The 15,882-nt window shown below is 41.2% G+C and carries 16 protein-coding genes; 9 read left to right on the top strand and 7 right to left on the bottom strand.

What is annotated here, in order from left to right; translation table 11 throughout:
- On the bottom strand, positions 1-1,950 hold the full coding sequence (locus IMPJCBKJ_RS03325; RefSeq protein WP_166338788.1) for an ATP-binding protein: 1,950 nt from the start codon (positions 1,948-1,950) through the stop codon (positions 1-3).
- 142 nt (positions 1,951-2,092) lie between these two features.
- Complete coding sequence (locus IMPJCBKJ_RS03320; RefSeq protein ID WP_166338786.1) at positions 2,093-2,584, bottom strand: GNAT family N-acetyltransferase; 492 nt, start codon at positions 2,582-2,584, stop codon at positions 2,093-2,095.
- Positions 2,585-2,659: 75 nt separating this feature from the next.
- Between IMPJCBKJ_RS03320 and IMPJCBKJ_RS03315 the strand changes: the two genes are divergently transcribed.
- The 6 genes from IMPJCBKJ_RS03315 (at position 2,660) to IMPJCBKJ_RS03290 (ending at position 8,073) form a co-directional block, all read left to right on the top strand.
- Positions 2,660-3,235, top strand: a complete 576-nt coding sequence (locus tag IMPJCBKJ_RS03315; protein WP_166338784.1) for a glutathione peroxidase — start codon at positions 2,660-2,662, stop codon at positions 3,233-3,235.
- Between the two features lie 73 nt (positions 3,236-3,308).
- The gene (locus IMPJCBKJ_RS03310; protein ID WP_054552716.1) at positions 3,309-3,590 is read left to right on the top strand and encodes a peptidylprolyl isomerase; all 282 of its coding nucleotides are present in this window, start codon (positions 3,309-3,311) and stop codon (positions 3,588-3,590) included.
- A gap of 60 nt (positions 3,591-3,650) precedes the next feature.
- On the top strand, positions 3,651-4,229 hold the full coding sequence (locus tag IMPJCBKJ_RS03305) for a glutathione S-transferase family protein (RefSeq protein ID WP_166338782.1): 579 nt from the start codon (positions 3,651-3,653) through the stop codon (positions 4,227-4,229).
- A gap of 17 nt (positions 4,230-4,246) precedes the next feature.
- Positions 4,247-4,597 carry a DUF2750 domain-containing protein gene (locus IMPJCBKJ_RS03300; RefSeq protein ID WP_054552718.1) on the top strand — a complete coding sequence of 117 codons (351 nt, stop codon included), beginning with the start codon at positions 4,247-4,249 and terminating at the stop codon, positions 4,595-4,597.
- A 115-nt stretch (positions 4,598-4,712) separates the two neighbouring features.
- Positions 4,713-5,390 carry a hypothetical protein gene (locus tag IMPJCBKJ_RS03295; protein ID WP_166338872.1) on the top strand — a complete coding sequence of 226 codons (678 nt, stop codon included), beginning with the start codon at positions 4,713-4,715 and terminating at the stop codon, positions 5,388-5,390.
- A gap of 112 nt (positions 5,391-5,502) precedes the next feature.
- On the top strand, positions 5,503-8,073 hold the full coding sequence (locus IMPJCBKJ_RS03290; protein ID WP_166338780.1) for a M1 family metallopeptidase: 2,571 nt from the start codon (positions 5,503-5,505) through the stop codon (positions 8,071-8,073).
- 169 nt (positions 8,074-8,242) lie between these two features.
- On the opposite strand, the gene IMPJCBKJ_RS03285 is transcribed toward IMPJCBKJ_RS03290, so the two are convergent.
- Complete coding sequence (locus IMPJCBKJ_RS03285) at positions 8,243-9,112, bottom strand: hypothetical protein (protein ID WP_166338778.1); 870 nt, start codon at positions 9,110-9,112, stop codon at positions 8,243-8,245.
- Positions 9,113-9,342: 230 nt separating this feature from the next.
- Here IMPJCBKJ_RS03285 and IMPJCBKJ_RS03280 point away from each other — a divergent pair, with 230 nt between their 5' ends.
- Genes IMPJCBKJ_RS03280 through yjjG form a run of 3 tightly spaced genes read left to right on the top strand, consistent with a single transcriptional unit; the run spans position 9,343 to position 11,517 of the window.
- The gene (locus tag IMPJCBKJ_RS03280) at positions 9,343-10,242 is read left to right on the top strand and encodes a phosphoribulokinase (RefSeq protein WP_054552722.1); all 900 of its coding nucleotides are present in this window, start codon (positions 9,343-9,345) and stop codon (positions 10,240-10,242) included.
- A gap of 49 nt (positions 10,243-10,291) precedes the next feature.
- Positions 10,292-10,831, top strand: coding sequence for an inosine/xanthosine triphosphatase (gene yjjX, locus IMPJCBKJ_RS03275; protein WP_138598845.1), 540 nt, complete (start codon positions 10,292-10,294; stop codon positions 10,829-10,831).
- An 11-nt stretch (positions 10,832-10,842) separates the two neighbouring features.
- On the top strand, positions 10,843-11,517 hold the full coding sequence (gene yjjG / locus IMPJCBKJ_RS03270) for a pyrimidine 5'-nucleotidase (protein ID WP_054561044.1): 675 nt from the start codon (positions 10,843-10,845) through the stop codon (positions 11,515-11,517).
- 71 nt (positions 11,518-11,588) lie between these two features.
- On the opposite strand, the gene lpxC is transcribed toward yjjG, so the two are convergent.
- The 4 genes from lpxC to IMPJCBKJ_RS03250 all read right to left on the bottom strand — a co-directional run bounded on the left by lpxC (position 11,589) and on the right by IMPJCBKJ_RS03250 (position 15,882).
- Complete coding sequence (gene lpxC, locus IMPJCBKJ_RS03265) at positions 11,589-12,500, bottom strand: UDP-3-O-acyl-N-acetylglucosamine deacetylase (RefSeq protein WP_036971181.1); 912 nt, start codon at positions 12,498-12,500, stop codon at positions 11,589-11,591.
- Between the two features lie 104 nt (positions 12,501-12,604).
- Positions 12,605-13,852, bottom strand: a complete 1,248-nt coding sequence (ftsZ, locus tag IMPJCBKJ_RS03260) for a cell division protein FtsZ (RefSeq protein WP_054552725.1) — start codon at positions 13,850-13,852, stop codon at positions 12,605-12,607.
- Positions 13,853-13,873: 21 nt separating this feature from the next.
- The gene (gene ftsA / locus IMPJCBKJ_RS03255; RefSeq protein ID WP_054552726.1) at positions 13,874-15,106 is read right to left on the bottom strand and encodes a cell division protein FtsA; all 1,233 of its coding nucleotides are present in this window, start codon (positions 15,104-15,106) and stop codon (positions 13,874-13,876) included.
- Positions 15,103-15,882: a cell division protein FtsQ/DivIB gene (locus IMPJCBKJ_RS03250; RefSeq protein ID WP_054552727.1), complete on the bottom strand. Its 780-nt coding sequence runs from the start codon at positions 15,880-15,882 to the stop codon at positions 15,103-15,105. Before IMPJCBKJ_RS03250 ends, ftsA begins: the two co-directional genes overlap by 4 nt.

The raw sequence follows: 15,882 nt of genomic DNA, 5'->3' as shown, positions 1-15,882 counted from the left end.
TTAATTTAACTTTACAGATCTATCTTCATTCGCTAAGTGTTGAGGTAGATCTATCCTCAATGGAAGCTTTACTAAAATAGTTGCACCTCCATATTCATTATTTCTTGCCGTAATCGTTCCTTGATGTAAGGCTACAAATTCACGACAAATAGCTAAACCAAGTCCTGTACCTCCAGCACCACTATTGGTTTTACTACTTTGCTCAAACTTCGCAAAAATTTTCTCAAGTTCAGACTCGGGAATTCCTATACCACGATCTATTACTGATATTTCAGCCATTTCATTATTCATAGCTAGCTGAATATCTATCTCACTGGCTGGCTCACTAAATTTAAGTGCATTACCAAGCAAGTTGCGCATTATTTGGTTTATCTGCTCTTCGTCACAATCGAGCAAAATACTTTTCTCAAAGCCAATTAAACGAATAGCAATATTTCTCTCAAGAGCAGTCCCAGAGACATCATCAATACTGGTTTTTATAATACTGCTAAGGTTATGTTTTTGCGGATTAAAGGGAAATTTACCAACATCCAGTTTTGAAAGATCAAGCAAATTATTAAGCAGTGACAATAAGCGCTCACCACTTTGTTCTATACGCGATAAATACTTATTTAACTTGTCTTTACTCAGATCATTGTTGGCAACTTTATCAAGTCCAAAACGAGCAAAACTTAAGATTGAATGCATTGGCGTTCTGAGTTCATGAGACATATTCGCTAAAAATTCAGACTTACTTAAGTTTGCAGCTTCAGCCACATCTTTTGCGTGCTCTAGTTGAGCTGTTCGCGCTTTTACCTCTTCTTCAAGCAAATCTTTTGCTTCAAGTAGCAAATCTTCCTTTTCTTTTAAGTGTGTTACGTTTTTAAAGATCCCCGCTAACGCAATTTCGCCGTGATGATCTATTTCATTAAACGATCCCACTAATGGAATATCATTGCCATCTTTTTTAAGCATTCTTAGATCACAGCTAAATTGGCGGTTTTTACTTAGCGTCGTAATTTTTTCTTTAATACGTGTTATTGAAGGCTCATCAAAAAAATCAAATACCGAACAGCTTTCAAATTCATGGTGCTGTTTATCAAATAATTGTTCACAGGCATCGTTGGTTTCGATTACCTTTCCGCATCGTTCAAATAAAATAATAGCGTCGGGAGTATGCTTAAAAATAACTCTTAATAAACTGTCCTTTTCTATAAGCGCATCAACGGTACTCTGAAGTCTTTCAACAAGTTCTGAATTATGACGTTTGAGAAGCTCTGTTTGCCATAGTTTATGAACTGATTGCAATAAACCATTATCATCAATCGGTTTGATCAAAACATCTTCAACACCCTGACGAATGGCAGCAACCATGGAAACTTGATCAGGCTTTGAGGTATACAATAAACAACGACTTTCAGGCTGCAACGACTTCAGCTTTATAAACAATTCAAGCCCTGTTCCATCTTCAAAAGTAAAATCACTAATCAATAAATCAATTGCATGCTCATGAATTAACTCCATTGCAAAGCTCATGTTATCAGCGGTGATGGTTTTGATATGCGCGCCCTTTAAGTTTTGCGCTATTTTTTGTAACCGGTCGGGACAATGATCAACGAGCAATACAGTAGGAAGTTTGAGAATATTGTCGCTGTCTAATTCTAATATTCCCTCTAGAAGCGTGCTTATCTCTTTATTTGCGAAAAAAGGGTATATAACAACGGCATTAGGTAAGAGACGGTTAATTTCACTAAAATGTTCAAGTAAGTCACTGCGTTGTGCTTTCGGTGCGAGTAATAAGAAATGCTCTTGAGAAAAGTCATTCATTAGTTCTTCAATGATACTTGTTGGCACCCCATGTGAAGCAGCAACGAGATCATATTGCTGTTTTAGAACGGTATCATCTATCATTGAAAAGTGTAATAGCTCAACTTCGCAACCGATAAGCTCGAGTAGAACTTTTACACGCATCGCAAGTACACTATTACTATCAACTATTAATATTTTTCGCACCGTAAATAAGACTCACTATAAAAACCGACCTTTTTAGCGTAGTCTAAAAATCTTTTACCGCACAATTTACACCGTATTTTTTTACTAGTTTTTGAGAAGGTTAAGGCTGCAAGTGCTTACCCAAAATTGTCAAGCCATAAGCTTTATCATCCATAATTGCAATTTCTGGAAGCTCTCCCCAAACCTTGTAGTCAAAGCGATTAAACAGTTTTATGCTCGGTAGGTTATGGCTGAAGATAAAAGCTAACAATACCTTGATATTAAGTGTTTTTGCATGCTGTTCTGAAAATGTAAGCAATTGTTTACCTAGCCCTTGCCCTTGAGCCTGCTGGGTGATGTAAATACTAATCTCAACCGTGCCATCGTAAGCTGGGCGGCCATAAAAAGACTTATAACTTAACCAAGCAATTACTTTACCTTGTTGCTCAAAAACAAAGATAGGTCTTTTTTCTGTATGGCTATCAAACCAAGCTTGTTTGTCTGCCACCGACACCTCTTCGGTATCTGCGGTAACCATACGCCCAGGGATGGTCTCGTTATAAATCGCGACTATATCAGTTAAATCGTTTTGTGTTGCTTTGCGAATCGTCATAAATAGCTGAAATTAAATGATCACTTTGCTGCATATTAGCGTATATTCATCACAAATAACTAGCGGGAAATAACTATGTATAAATATGCTTTGTTACTTGCAGCAGGCCTAATAACAACCAACCTTGCAGCACAAACCACAGAGGCGGTACCAACAGCTAAAGCAAGCAGCCAATGTGATGATTTTACCAATGTCACAATGAGAAAGTTGCGTTCAAAAGAGTCTATTAATTTTTGTGAATTCAAAGACAAACCACTGCTCATTGTGAATACCGCTAGTAATTGTGGTTTTACCGGCCAGTTTGAAGGCTTAGAAGCCATTCATAAAGAATATAAAGACCAAGGCTTGGTCGTATTAGGGTTTCCATCAGATGACTTTTTTCAAGAAGAAGACGATGAAAAAGACACTGCAAAAGTATGTTTCATCAATTATGGCGTAACCTTTAATATGCTGGCTACCAGTGCCGTTCGCGGTAGCGATGCAAACCCAATATTCAAACACCTAAACGAAGCAACCAGCTCACCTAACTGGAACTTTTACAAATATTTAGTGTCTGCAGATCGTAAGACAGTGCAACGCTTTAATAGTAAAACTAAGCCACAATCGCAAACTTTACGCGATGCAATTGAAGCTGAGCTGACTGCAAAATAAATTTAATTTTTCGTTCGGTAAATATTGAACTAAACTAGTGATTTAATACTAAAACACACATTAGGGAGATGTTATGGCAGTAGCCAGTGCAAGACACATTCTCGTAGACAGTGAAGCTCACTGTTTGGATTTAAAGCAGCAAATTGAGCAAGGAGCTGACTTTGCAGAGCTTGCTCGTGCTCATTCTAATTGCCCTTCAGGTCAAGATGGTGGTGCATTAGGTGAGTTTGGCCCTGGCATGATGGTTCCAGAGTTCGACAAAGTCGTTTTCTCTGCACCAATTAACCAAGTCCAAGGCCCAGTGCAGACCCAGTTTGGTTATCATCTTCTAGAAGTAACAAGCCGTACTGACTAATTTACAAATCGATTTCAAAAAGCCGCTTCATAGCGGCTTTTTTTTGCGAAGGATCTCAAAATGAAACTTTTAGGCTCGACCACCTCACCTTTTGTGCGCCGTATTCGGATTTGGGCTGCACTTAATAACCTAGCTATTGATTTTATTAATTTGGATATTTTCTCTGAGCAAGGCAGACAAACCATGATTGCTCATAACCCTGCCAGAAAAATTCCTGTATTAATCGACCATGATTTTACCTTATGTGATTCCAACTCCATTATTCGTTATCTGCTCGAAAAAGCGGATCAGCCATTACTTAGCTGGCAGCAAGAGAACTACTTAACCATTATCAATGCCTGCAATGATTCACTGGTAGAAATTTTACTTTGTCAGCGCTCAGGGTTTGATACCAGCAGCGATAAACTATTTTTTAATTTACAGAATGAACGAATTGTTGAAACATTAGCCTATTTAAATACTCATTTATCGGAGCCAGTATTTAAAAGCTGTGAATACCTCAACATCAGTTTATACTGCTTGCTAGATTGGATCCGCTTCCGCGAATTAACTGATTTTAGCCAACTAAATAACTTAGTTGATTTTTATCATAAATTCGCCGATAAAGCGGCAGTACAACAAACAGATCCACGAAAATAAAGATAAGGGTTACGCAAATGAGCGATATCGAAATTGAATCAGAATTAGTTAGCTTTGTAGAAAAAGTTCGTTTGAACGAATCTATGTGGGCACTCGGTGCCGAAGATGGTGGTTTTGTTGTCTGTGAATCAAACCAATTTAGCGACACAGATGTGTTATTACTTTGGGGTACTGAAGACGCTGCAAAAGCACAATGTAAAGATGAGTGGCAAGACTATACCCCTGTTGAAATTGGCCTAGACGAATTTCTTGATGAGTGGGTTGAAGACCTTAACGAAGATGATGCGCTTGTTGGTTTAAACTGGAACGATGATCAAGTATGCGTTGAAATCGAACCGGTTGGTTTAGCTAAAGCTCTTTGCGATTAATAGCAATCCTTAAGCTTATAACGACACGGCCGTATTTATGGCAGTGTCGTTAAGCTGGAAACTTGATACTTATCAGGTATACTCTTCAACACATCTTTATTATCAAGGTATTAGGTTGAAGTCCCATCTTGGTCGTAGGCCCTTTTCGGCCATGGAATTACATACCCTGTATAATGGTTACATTTATGGTGATCAGCGTTTAGCACGTGAACAAGCTAAGCATTGGCACTTTTGGCTGCCTTTATTTGCTTATTATACTGGTGCCTACAGCGATGAAATTGGCCATTTAACCCTTGATAATATTGTCACCCTTGATGGCATTCGCTGCTTTGATTTTCATACGCATGGCAAGATAAAACCACGCTATGTGCCTATCCATAATGCATTACTCGATGCTGGGCTTGATCAGTACTTAGACTTTTTAACAAGTCAAAATCAACAACGACTGATGTTTGATTTACCCGCTAAATCTGGTCGCTACAGCGAAAAAGTACGTATTTGGTTTTCGGGTGAAGGTGAACGCGCTGGTTATTTACAAAAGTGCGCTATTCCTACTGTTGATCAGCAAGGTATGAAAACCGCGATAAGCAGCTTACGGCTTAACTTTGAACAACAAGTGCGAATTCATGCACTGCAAGCCAACTGCAAAGACGCCTTTAACTACTTGCTTGGTTTTAAAGATTTCAACGAACAACGCTTTGCTGATATGCAATTATTAAATACCGTGCTGCAAAACGTCCGACAAATAAACCCGCAACTGCATTGGCAGCGTTTCATTGACCGCCATAATTAACTGACAAACTTTGTTACTAACTATTTATTACTGTTCAAATTAAAACCTGATAGCATGGTGATTCGCCCCTCATAGCAGGTGCCTTTCTAACAACAAAAAATCAGGGATACTTATGTTCTTAAAAAGCCTATTAACGGTGAGTGTTGCACTTGCTGTTAGCTCTGCCCATGCCAATGAATATGTTATCGAAAAGCTTGCCAAGCCTAGCTCACAACAAGTAGAACTTACGCTTGATCCTGCCAAAGACAATTTTTCTGGTCATACCGAAATTGCTTTAGAGGTTCTAAAAGCAACCAATTATATCGAATTAAACGGTATTGATTATGCAGTTAGCATGGCGAAAATTTTAGGTGCAGAAAACTGTGACCTAAGTGCTGAAATGCTAAAAACAGGCAAAGTTAAATTCGCTTGTGAAGAAAAAATTCAGCCAGGTAAATACACTTTAAAAGTTGATTTTACCGCACCTTATAACCGCCAAAGTGTTGGTTTATATAAAACTTTAGATCAAGGCACACCTTATCTTTTCACGCAATTTGAAATGAGCGATGCGCGTCGTGCATTCCCCGTTTTTGACGAGCCAAGTTATAAAATTCCATTTCAGCTAACTATCACAGCGCCAACATCACAAAAAGTGTATGCCAATACACCGGTTTTAAAAACCAAAGTTGATGGCGATATGACAACGCACTTTTTTGACAAAACACCACCGATTCCTTCTTACTTAGTCGCTATGGCTGTGGGCCCGTTTGAAGAGCTTGAAATTAAAGGCATGCCAATCCCTGGCCGCGTATTGACTCCACAAGGTAAAATTCACCTTGCTGATTACGCAAAAGAAAATATGCCGCGTGTGTTAAAAGCCCTAGAAGATTATTTTGGCATTCCTTACGTATACAAAAAGCTAGACTCAGTGGCAGTGCCAGAGTTTCCATTTGGCGCAATGGAAAACGCAGGCCTAGTGACTTATCGTGAAGACATTTTACTAGTAGACCTAGCAACAGCAACGCGCAGTAAAAAAGAGCGTAATGTATCAATCATTGCCCATGAGTTAGCGCACCAGTGGTACGGTAACTTAGTGACTATGAAGTGGTGGAATGATTTATGGTTAAACGAAGCATTCGCAAGTTGGATGGCAGCGAAAATCACTGCACAAATCAACCCTGAGTTTGAGTCGCACTTAGACTTGCCACAAAACCATGTGATGGCACTAGATGCGCGTCTAAGTACTAAACCTATTCGTAAGCCAATCAAAACTGAAGCTGATATCATGGATGGCCTTGGCCTTGCCTACAGTAAAGGGAGTGCAGTTTTATCTATGGTTGAAAACTGGATTGGCGAAGAGGCATTCCAGCAAGGTATTCGTGCTTACTTGAAGAAATTCTCTTACAAGAATGCAGAAGCTGCTGATCTATGGCAAGCACTAGGCGAAGCGTCTAATAAAGATGTAGCAAGCGTTCTTAAATCGTTTATCGAACAATCATCTTTCCCACTTATCAAAGTAACGCAAGACGGAAAGAAAATTAATATCAGCCAAAGCCGCTTTGTAAATGCTGGCGTTGATGCACCTGCACAACTTTGGAATGTTCCGGTTGCAATTAAGTATGGTGCGGGCGACAAAGTTAAAACCGCAAGTGTTCTGCTGAATAAAGAAACACAGCAACTAACTCTCGACTTTGAACCTGAGTGGATCTACCCAGATCAAGGTGCCATGGGTTATTACCGCTGGGTATTAAATGATGCACAGTTTAATGCCCTGTTAGAGAACGCTGCTGACAAGCTAACGGTACGTGAGCGCTTAGCGCTACTTTCTGCGGTTGATTCATTACTTGATGCAGGTGTTATCTCTGCGGCTCACTTAATGCAAACTTTAGAAGCCTTTGTGAGTGATGCTCACCCATTAGTAGCAAACACAGCATTGGGTTACCTTGCTGCTCAAAAACGCGTATTCGAAGACGACAGTAACCGTGACCTATGGCCTGAGTTTATCCGTAACAGCATTGCACCTGCTGCTAAGCAATATGGTTTAACAGCAAAAACAGGTGAAGACGCGGCGGTATCGCAATTGCGTGCGCAAGTTATTGCCCGTTTAGGTTTTGATGGTCAAGACCAAAAAGTCATTGATACTGCAAAAGCACAAGCGGCACTGTACTTAAACAACCCTGAAAATGTTGACCCATATTTAGCCTCAACTTACTTAAACCTTGCGGCTTACCATGGCGATGCAAAGTTACTTGAAAAGTACAAACAAACCTTTAAAACCACCAAAGATCCACAAGTGCGTACTAAGATGCTGGCAGCGATGGGTTACTTTGGTAAACCTGAGTTACAAAAAGCGGTTCTAGAATACAGCTTAACAGATAACGTAACAGCCTCTGATATGCGTACGTTATTAGGTGGTTTAGGCTATGGTAAAGAGCGTGAAGCACTGTTTATTGAGTGGATTTACAACAATTACGATGCCATCACTAAGAACTTACCACCGTTCTTTGTACCAAATTTACCGTTCTTCACAACTGCAAGCTGCAATGCGAAAAGCCTAGAGAAAACCAAAACCTTCTTCAACGATAAAATCACTGAAGTACCAGGTTATGCACGTTCTCTTAGTAAGCTTGAAGAAAGCATTAATGATTGTATTGCACTGAAAAACCGTGAGTTAAACTCGGTGAATAGCTTCCTTAAGCGCTAATTAAAGCAAATGCAAAAAGGGCCACAATGTGGCCCTTTTTTATTGCGCTAAAATAGCAGTTAACTTAGTTATAAATTGCTCTGCAGCTTCAGGTGAGGTGACTTTAAATGCAATACCATAATGAATGGGCTGTGCACTTTTATGAATGCGAGTTGGAAAACGGGTCAGTTCACTTATTACATACAAATGCCAGTTTGCTCTGTTTGTAATTTAAACGCGAGATTGAGCCTTCACAAAAGCGTCTTAAATCAAGCCACTGTGATACCACTTCAGGCTCTGTCAGGCTGCGCTTATGAACTCGGTTATTAACCGCATAAGCCACAGTGTCTTTATCAATTAAAGCAAAGTCTTGCACCGACTCAGGTAATCTAAATAAATCACTGACTTCCTCTGTTTGCGGCATAAAGCGTGCAACCCAATGTTGGTTGTTTTTGTTATAACTAAATAAATAACTGTTTGTGTGTTTATCAAAAATTAAAGTTCGGCCAATATCACCGGCAATGACACGCGGTTTAGCCGCAGCAACGTGAGTGTATTGCAATGTATGCGGCTCACCTAAGATAAACATGATCAGGTCTTCATCAGCGCCCCACGCATGGTAGCCAACCGGCTCAATCCATTCAAAAATTCGGCTCGCGGCAGGCTCTTCTGCTAGTGGGTACTGCCATAACTTTTGCTTACCATCTGCTTCGACCACGATTGCCGACAAGGCTTGCTGATTTGGCATTAGCGTTGGCGAGTATTCACTGACAGGCGTGTTGGTGATATTCACGCTGCTCTTAGATGCAAAGTCATAAAACGCAATATCGGTTTGTGACTGACCATTTTCGCTAACAACCTCATGGGTGTAGTAAAGCCCAGTATCAACTAAAAATGGTTGATTATTATAAGTTTTATCATCTGTTACTCGCGACACCTGCATACCATATGGGGTGTCTAACTCGGCAAGTAATATTTCGCTTTTAGGCATCGCTGCATGTACGTGACTGGTAAACAATGTCCCTGCTGCGACGAAAAGTAAAGACGAAATCAATTTCATGTTGTTCTCTCGTTTTAATTTTTATTAGCCCATGATAGCGTTAATTAATCCGCCAGTCACTTGACCTTACCATGCTCGACCTTTATAACTAGGACGTGTTCGTTTTTTATCGGTTTCTACTGATTGATTTTATGCACGGTAATACCAATCGAGTTATGCCACTGACCATTTAACACACTAGAATGGTTAAATTTTTAAGCCGACTGGTATCAACAATAACGAGAATAATTATGTCAGCTAAACACCCTATCATCGCTATTACCGGTTCATCTGGGGCGGGAACTACCACAACCACCAATGCAATTAAGCACATTTTTAGAAGCTTAAGCATTGATGCCGCCTTCATCGAAGGCGATAGCTTTCATCGTTATACTCGCCCTGAAATGGATAAAAAAATCCGTGAAGCACAACAAGAAGGTAAGCACATTAGCTACTTTGGCCGAGAAGCTAATGATTTTGGTGCCCTTGAAGAGCTTTTTTACCAATATGGCGAAACCGGCCAAGGTAAAATCAGACGTTACTTACATACTTTCGACGAAGCGGTGCCTTATAACCAACTTCCAGGAACTTTTACCCCTTGGCAAGATTTAGAATCAAATACAGATATCTTATTCTATGAAGGTCTTCATGGTGGTGCTGTCGATGAGAATCATGATGTTGCTAAGCATGTCGATTTATTGATTGGCATGGTGCCAATTATCAACCTTGAGTGGATCCAAAAACTCATTCGCGACACCTCTGAACGAGGCCATTCGCGAGAAGCGGTAATGGGCTCTATTGTGCGTTCAATGGATGACTACATTAACCACATTACCCCGCAGTTTTCACGTACTCATATCAACTTCCAGCGAGTGCCGACGGTTGATACCTCAAACCCATTCAGCGCAAAAGATATTCCTTCTTTAGACGAAAGCTTTGTTGTGATTCGTTTTCGTGGCATAGATGACGTCGATTTTCCGTACTATTTGAGCATGATTGAAGGCAGCTTTATGTCTCGTATCAATACGCTTGTGGTACCTGGAGGCAAAATGGGCTTAGCAATGGAGCTTGTGCTAACCCCGTTGATCAAAGATATTATTTTGAAAAAACGCGCACTTGAAAATTTAGCCCCGGTTGACTTGCCGATTTAACTCACTCGGGTACACTGCTGACTCTGGTGAAAACAATGGAGTCGTCGCCTTGAAACAAACATTACGTGTTATTGTTGGTTCAAAGAACCCCGTTAAAATTAACGCGGCTAAACATGTCTTTAGTCTTTATTTCCCACATCATACCATTGAGTGCAAAGGTGAAGATGCACCTTCTGGCGTACCTGATCAGCCACTAGGTGAAGATGAAACCCGTATCGGCGCTGAAAATCGCGTTAAGTATTGCCAAGATCACTTTGACGCCGATTTTTATACAGCAATGGAAGGTGGCGCAGAACAATTTAGTTATGGCGCTGCAACCTTTGCCTTTGTAGTGATTGCAAACAAGCAGCAATTTAGCGTGGGTCGCAGTAGCAACCTACCGTTACCGCAACCTTTTTACGATGCCTTGCTAGCTGGTAAAGAACTAGGTGATGTCATGGATGAGGCATTCAATACCGTTAATATCAAACAACAAGGTGGTGCTATTGGCTTATTAACCAATCATCTTGCCACGCGCGAAAGTACTTATGTACAAGCGCTGACATTGGCCATGGCGCCATTTTCTCACCCTACCCTATTCAACCAGTAATTAGGATAACCATGAAGTATAGCCACGTATTATTCGATGCCGATGAAACGCTATTTAGCTTTAATGCATTTGAAGGTTTAAAAGTGATGTTTGCACATTACGGCGTAGAATTTACTGAGTCAGATTATCATCATTACCAAGCAACCAATAAGCCGCTTTGGGTTGCTTATCAAAAGCATGAAATTACCGCCAGCGAGCTACAGATAACTCGCTTTACAGAATGGGCTAATAGACTCGATGTGCCAGCAAAAGAGCTTAACGATGGCTTCTTGGATGCTATGGCCTCTATTTGTGTGCCATTACCTGGTGCAGTTGACTTGCTTACAAAGTTAAAACCACACGCCAAGCTAGGCATTATTACCAATGGGTTTGCTAAGTTACAACAAAAACGCCTAGAGCACACCGGTTTACAGGATATGTTCGATTGGCTGGTTATTTCAGAGTTAGTCGGTAAAGCAAAACCTGCCCCAGAGATTTTTCAACATACATTTCAATTAATGGGGAATCCGCCAAAAGAGCAGATTTTAATGGTAGGCGATACCGCTGCCAGTGATATTTTAGGTGGTCACAATGTGGGTATCGACACGTGTTGGTTACAACACCCGGGAGTTGAGCTACCAGAGGATATTAAACCAACTTATCAAATCAATCAGTTGGTCGAGCTTGAAGCTATTCTAGGCTTGTAATTCTTGATAATAGTTTGGCAAAAAAAATGACGCTTAAAGCGTCATTTTTTGTAACTGTAATATGCTTGCGATTAAGCTGTCGCTACTTCTAAGCCTGGTGCTGGCATAGTCACTGGGGTATCGAAAGTTGCCCATTCCCATGCTGACTCAGTCGCCATAATTTTACGAAGTAGTTTATTATTTAAATCATGGCCTGATTTATAAGCCGTGATTTTACCTAGAATGTTGTGGCCAGTCATAAACATATCGCCCACACAGTCTAAGATCTTGTGTTTAACAAACTCATCGCTATAACGTAAGCCGTTTGGATTTAGTACTTTAAACTCATCCAATACAACTGCGTTATCCATGCTACCACCTAATGCTAGGTTGTTAGCGTGCATATACTCGATATCTTTCATAAAGCCGAAAGTACGTGCGCGGCTGATTTCTTCAGTGAAGCTTTGTGCCGTGATATCTAAACCGATACGTTGGCGGCTTTCATTGATTGCTGGGTGATCAAACGCAATTTCAAAATCGATGTGGAAACCATCGTATGGTTCGATCTCAGCCCATTTATCGCCTTCTTCAATACGTACTTTTTCTTTAATACGAATAAAGCGCTTAGCTGCATTTACTTCTTTAATGCCGCCTTTCTGTAACAAATAGATGAATGGTAATGCACTACCATCCATGATTGGTACTTCTGAGCTGTCTAATTCAACAATTAGATTATCAATACCCATTGCCGCTACCGCCGCAATAAGGTGCTCAGTCGTTGATAAACGAACACCATCTTTGTTTGTCAAACAGGTACACAGTTGCGTATCACCAACGGCTTCTGGTGTTGTTTCAAAATCAACAACCGGATCAAGGTCTACGCGACGAAATACTATCCCAGTATTTGCGCTCGCAGGTCGGAGAGTAATAGTGACCTTCTCACCTTTATGAAGTCCAATTCCTATGGCTTTGACTACTTCTGCAATCGTACGCTGTTTAATCATAGGTTCGCTCACTTATAGTTACAGTTAGACGGCGAATTGTATCATAAATACATTCAACTGCCAATTTGTTTATTTATCGAACAAAATTACCAACAAAAACTGTCTTAGTCAGCTTGCTTTCTTAGGAAAGCTGGAATGTCGAAGTAATCGCCACCCTCTGATTTATCAGACTTTTTGCTGCTCTCAGTGCTGCTAGATACTGAGCTGCTCGTTGTACTTTGTTGTACTGGCTCTTGCTTTTCAGACGCAGATGACATGCTTACATCATCACCGCTGCCTTGACTTGCAAAGCTTGGCACATACATGCTGCTAGTTGTTTGGTTCATTGAGCTTTGTACATCAGAACCTGATGCTTTTTTAAAGCCATTATCCACAATACCAAACTGTGGACGACGATCGCCGCCTAAACCTGTTGCAACAACCGTTACACGTAACTCGTCGCTCATTTCAGGGTCAATTACCGCACCCACAACCACTGTTGCGTTTTCTGACGCAAGTGCTTTAACGTGGTTACCAACAATTTCAAATTCTTCAATCGCAATATCCATACCTGCCGTGATATTAACTAAGATACCTTTAGCACCTGTTAAATCGACATCTTCAAGTAGTGGGCTTGAGATAGCCGCTTCTGCAGCTTCTTGCGCACGGTCAGGGCCAGACGCAGATGCTGTGCCCATCATCGCAGTACCCATCGCTGACATAACTGTACGTACGTCGGCGAAATCCACGTTGATTAGACCAGAACGTGTGATTAGTTCTGCAATACCTTGTACCGCACCAAATAACACGTCATTCGCTTTTGCGAAGGCATCTAATAGTGTAGTGCCTTTGCCTAAAACTTTAAGCAATTTATTGTTCGGAATTGTAATAAGTGAGTCTACAGTTTCTGACAATTCATTAATGCCTTGTTCAGCAGCTGCAGCACGCTTTTTACCTTCAAAGTCAAACGGGCGCGTTACAACAGCAACCGTTAAAATGCCTAACTCTTTAGCAATTTTAGCAACCACTGGCGCAGCACCTGTACCCGTACCACCGCCCATACCTGCTGCGATAAATACCATGTCAGCACCTTCTAAGCTGGCACGGATAGTCTCAGCGTCTTCTTCAGCAGAGTTACGACCCACTTCAGGGTTAGCACCTGCACCTAGACCAGAGGTGATTTGTGTACCTAGCTGCACTGTTACATCAGCAGATGAATTACGTAATGCTTGTGCATCCGTATTCGCAGCAATGAAACGTACACCTTCAATTTGTTGTTTTACCATGTGCTCAACAGCGTTACCGCCGCCACCGCCCACGCCAATTACTTTAATGACAGCTTCTTCGCTGTGCTGTTCCATCATATCAAACATGTTTACTCTCCGACTTGAGTCTTAAAACTCACCTTGGAACCATTTAGTAATACGGTTCCACCAATTATTATCACCTTCTGCTTTCGACTTTTGTGCATTCATCGATTGCATTGTACGGCCGTATTGTAACAAACCAACCGCGGTCGCGTACGAAGGATCATCTACATAATCTGTCAAACCAACAATCCCGATTGGTTTGCCAATTCTGACCGGCATTTGGAAAATGTCTTCTGCCACTTCCATTGCACCCGTCATTTTTGCTGTTCCGCCAGTAATGACGAGACCTGCAGCAATTTGGTCTTCAAAACCTGAGCGGCGGATTTCTTCCATCGCCAACTCGAATAATTCTCTAAAACGTGGCTCAACAACCTCAGCTAAGGTATGGCGCGACATAATACGCGCTGGTCGGCCACCCACACTCGGTACTTCAATAGTGTCTTCGTTGCTTGCCATTTGGCTACTCGCACACGCATATTGTACTTTGAGTGACTCGGCATGTGATATAGGCGTTCTAAATATTTTTGCAATATCACCAGTCACTTGGTTACCGGCTACAGGAATAACGGCTGAGTGGCGAAGCGCACCATTAATATAAATGGTGATATCCATGGTACCGCCACCAATATCTAACACGGCTACACCCAGTTCTTTTTCGTCATCTGTAAGTACTGAGTAACATGATGCCAGTGCCGTGAAGATCAACTGATCGACTTCAAGGCCACAACGCTCAACACATTTCTCGATATTCTTTGCCATATCGTTTGAGCAAGTAATAATGTGCGCGCGAGCTTCCATACGTACACCGCTCATGCCAAGTGGGTTTTTAATCCCTTCTTGCATATCGATGCTGTACTCTTGTGGCAATGCATGGAGCATTTTTCGTTCTGCCGAAATAGGCACTGAACGCGCAATGTGGATGACATTTTCAATATCTTCGTCTGTCACTTCCGTGTTGTTAATTGCCACTACACCGCTTTCATTTTGGCACTGGATATGTTTTCCAGAAATCCCTAAATAAACAGAGCTAATACGGCAATCAGCCATTAGCTCAGCTTCATCTATAGCTCGACGAATCGATTCAGAAACAAGGTTAAGGTCGTTAACGCCGCCTTTATCCATACCATGCGATACTTGGCTGCCAACACCCACAATGCTTAGTTTGTTATCTGCGGTGATTTCACCAACGGTGGCCACAACTTTCGATGTGCCAACGTCTAATCCAATCACTAGGTTTCTTTCTGCTGACTTGGTCATGCCTTACTCTTATTTTCTAATTGCTCTTCTTGCACTGGCTTCCAGCTCACTGCAAGACCGGTATCATACCGTAAATCAACAACATCGATTTGTGCATCTGCACGTTGTTCCATGCGCGGATACACGTCAATAAAACGCTGTACACGCTTTGCTTTTTCTTTGCGGCCTAAGTTCAGGCGAATGCCGTTATCAAGCCATAACTGCCACGAAAAGCGCTCAGAAAGCGCTAAACTAGTCAGCTCTAAGTTATTCACTTTGAGCATTTCTTGAAATTGACTAAATGCTGTCCACGCCTCAATCTCACTGCCTTCAGGGCCGTATAATTGTGGCAAGCTTGTGGGTAATTTATCACTACTTGCTTGGAACACTTCGCCTGCTTGGTTTAACAGCATATCACTGTTCCAATGAGCTACAGCTTGATGTTCAACAACATATACTTGCAGGGTATCTGGCCATTGCTTTCTGACCGATGCCGTTGCCACCCACGGCAAGCTTTGTACTAAGCGTTGCACATGTTTTACGTCTAATTCAAAAAAACTCGATAAGTCGGCTTTTTTTATTGCACCAATAATTGCTTTTTCATCAGTATATTGGGGCTGTCCAAGTACTGATAAATGCTTTATTTGTGCGTCTTTGTTTTCTACCAACCAATCTGAGACGCCTGTCGTGATTTTTACTAATGCAAAAATCACGACTAGAAAAAAGCTCACACCAAAAATCAACGACCAATTTAGTTGTTGTTTTAATTGTTGCGCTTTTTCTAAAAAAGGATGCAT

Source organism: Pseudoalteromonas sp. MB47, assembly GCF_011319765.1.
In the GTDB taxonomy this organism is placed as follows: Bacteria; Pseudomonadota; Gammaproteobacteria; order Enterobacterales; family Alteromonadaceae; genus Pseudoalteromonas; species Pseudoalteromonas simplex.
The sequence above is the reverse complement of the archived record's forward strand: the minus strand, read 5'-3'. Positions and strand labels throughout refer to the sequence as shown.

Bases quoted from the DNA above. Each gene is read 5' to 3' on its own strand.
- IMPJCBKJ_RS03325 (WP_166338788.1), bottom strand. From the start codon at position 1,950: ATGCGTGTAAAAGTTCTACTCGAGCTTATCGGTTGCGAAGTTGAGCTA.
- IMPJCBKJ_RS03320 (WP_166338786.1), bottom strand. From the start codon at position 2,584: ATGACGATTCGCAAAGCAACACAAAACGATTTAACTGATATAGTCGCG.
- IMPJCBKJ_RS03315 (WP_166338784.1), top strand. From the start codon at position 2,660: ATGTATAAATATGCTTTGTTACTTGCAGCAGGCCTAATAACAACCAAC.
- IMPJCBKJ_RS03310 (WP_054552716.1), top strand. From the start codon at position 3,309: ATGGCAGTAGCCAGTGCAAGACACATTCTCGTAGACAGTGAAGCTCAC.
- IMPJCBKJ_RS03305 (WP_166338782.1), top strand. From the start codon at position 3,651: ATGAAACTTTTAGGCTCGACCACCTCACCTTTTGTGCGCCGTATTCGG.
- IMPJCBKJ_RS03300 (WP_054552718.1), top strand. From the start codon at position 4,247: ATGAGCGATATCGAAATTGAATCAGAATTAGTTAGCTTTGTAGAAAAA.
- IMPJCBKJ_RS03290 (WP_166338780.1), top strand. From the start codon at position 5,503: ATGTTCTTAAAAAGCCTATTAACGGTGAGTGTTGCACTTGCTGTTAGC.
- IMPJCBKJ_RS03285 (WP_166338778.1), bottom strand. From the start codon at position 9,112: ATGAAATTGATTTCGTCTTTACTTTTCGTCGCAGCAGGGACATTGTTT.
- IMPJCBKJ_RS03280 (WP_054552722.1), top strand. From the start codon at position 9,343: ATGTCAGCTAAACACCCTATCATCGCTATTACCGGTTCATCTGGGGCG.
- yjjG (WP_054561044.1), top strand. From the start codon at position 10,843: ATGAAGTATAGCCACGTATTATTCGATGCCGATGAAACGCTATTTAGC.
- lpxC (WP_036971181.1), bottom strand. From the start codon at position 12,500: ATGATTAAACAGCGTACGATTGCAGAAGTAGTCAAAGCCATAGGAATT.
- ftsZ (WP_054552725.1), bottom strand. From the start codon at position 13,852: ATGTTTGATATGATGGAACAGCACAGCGAAGAAGCTGTCATTAAAGTA.
- ftsA (WP_054552726.1), bottom strand. From the start codon at position 15,106: ATGACCAAGTCAGCAGAAAGAAACCTAGTGATTGGATTAGACGTTGGC.
- IMPJCBKJ_RS03250 (WP_054552727.1), bottom strand. From the start codon at position 15,882: ATGCATCCTTTTTTAGAAAAAGCGCAACAATTAAAACAACAACTAAAT.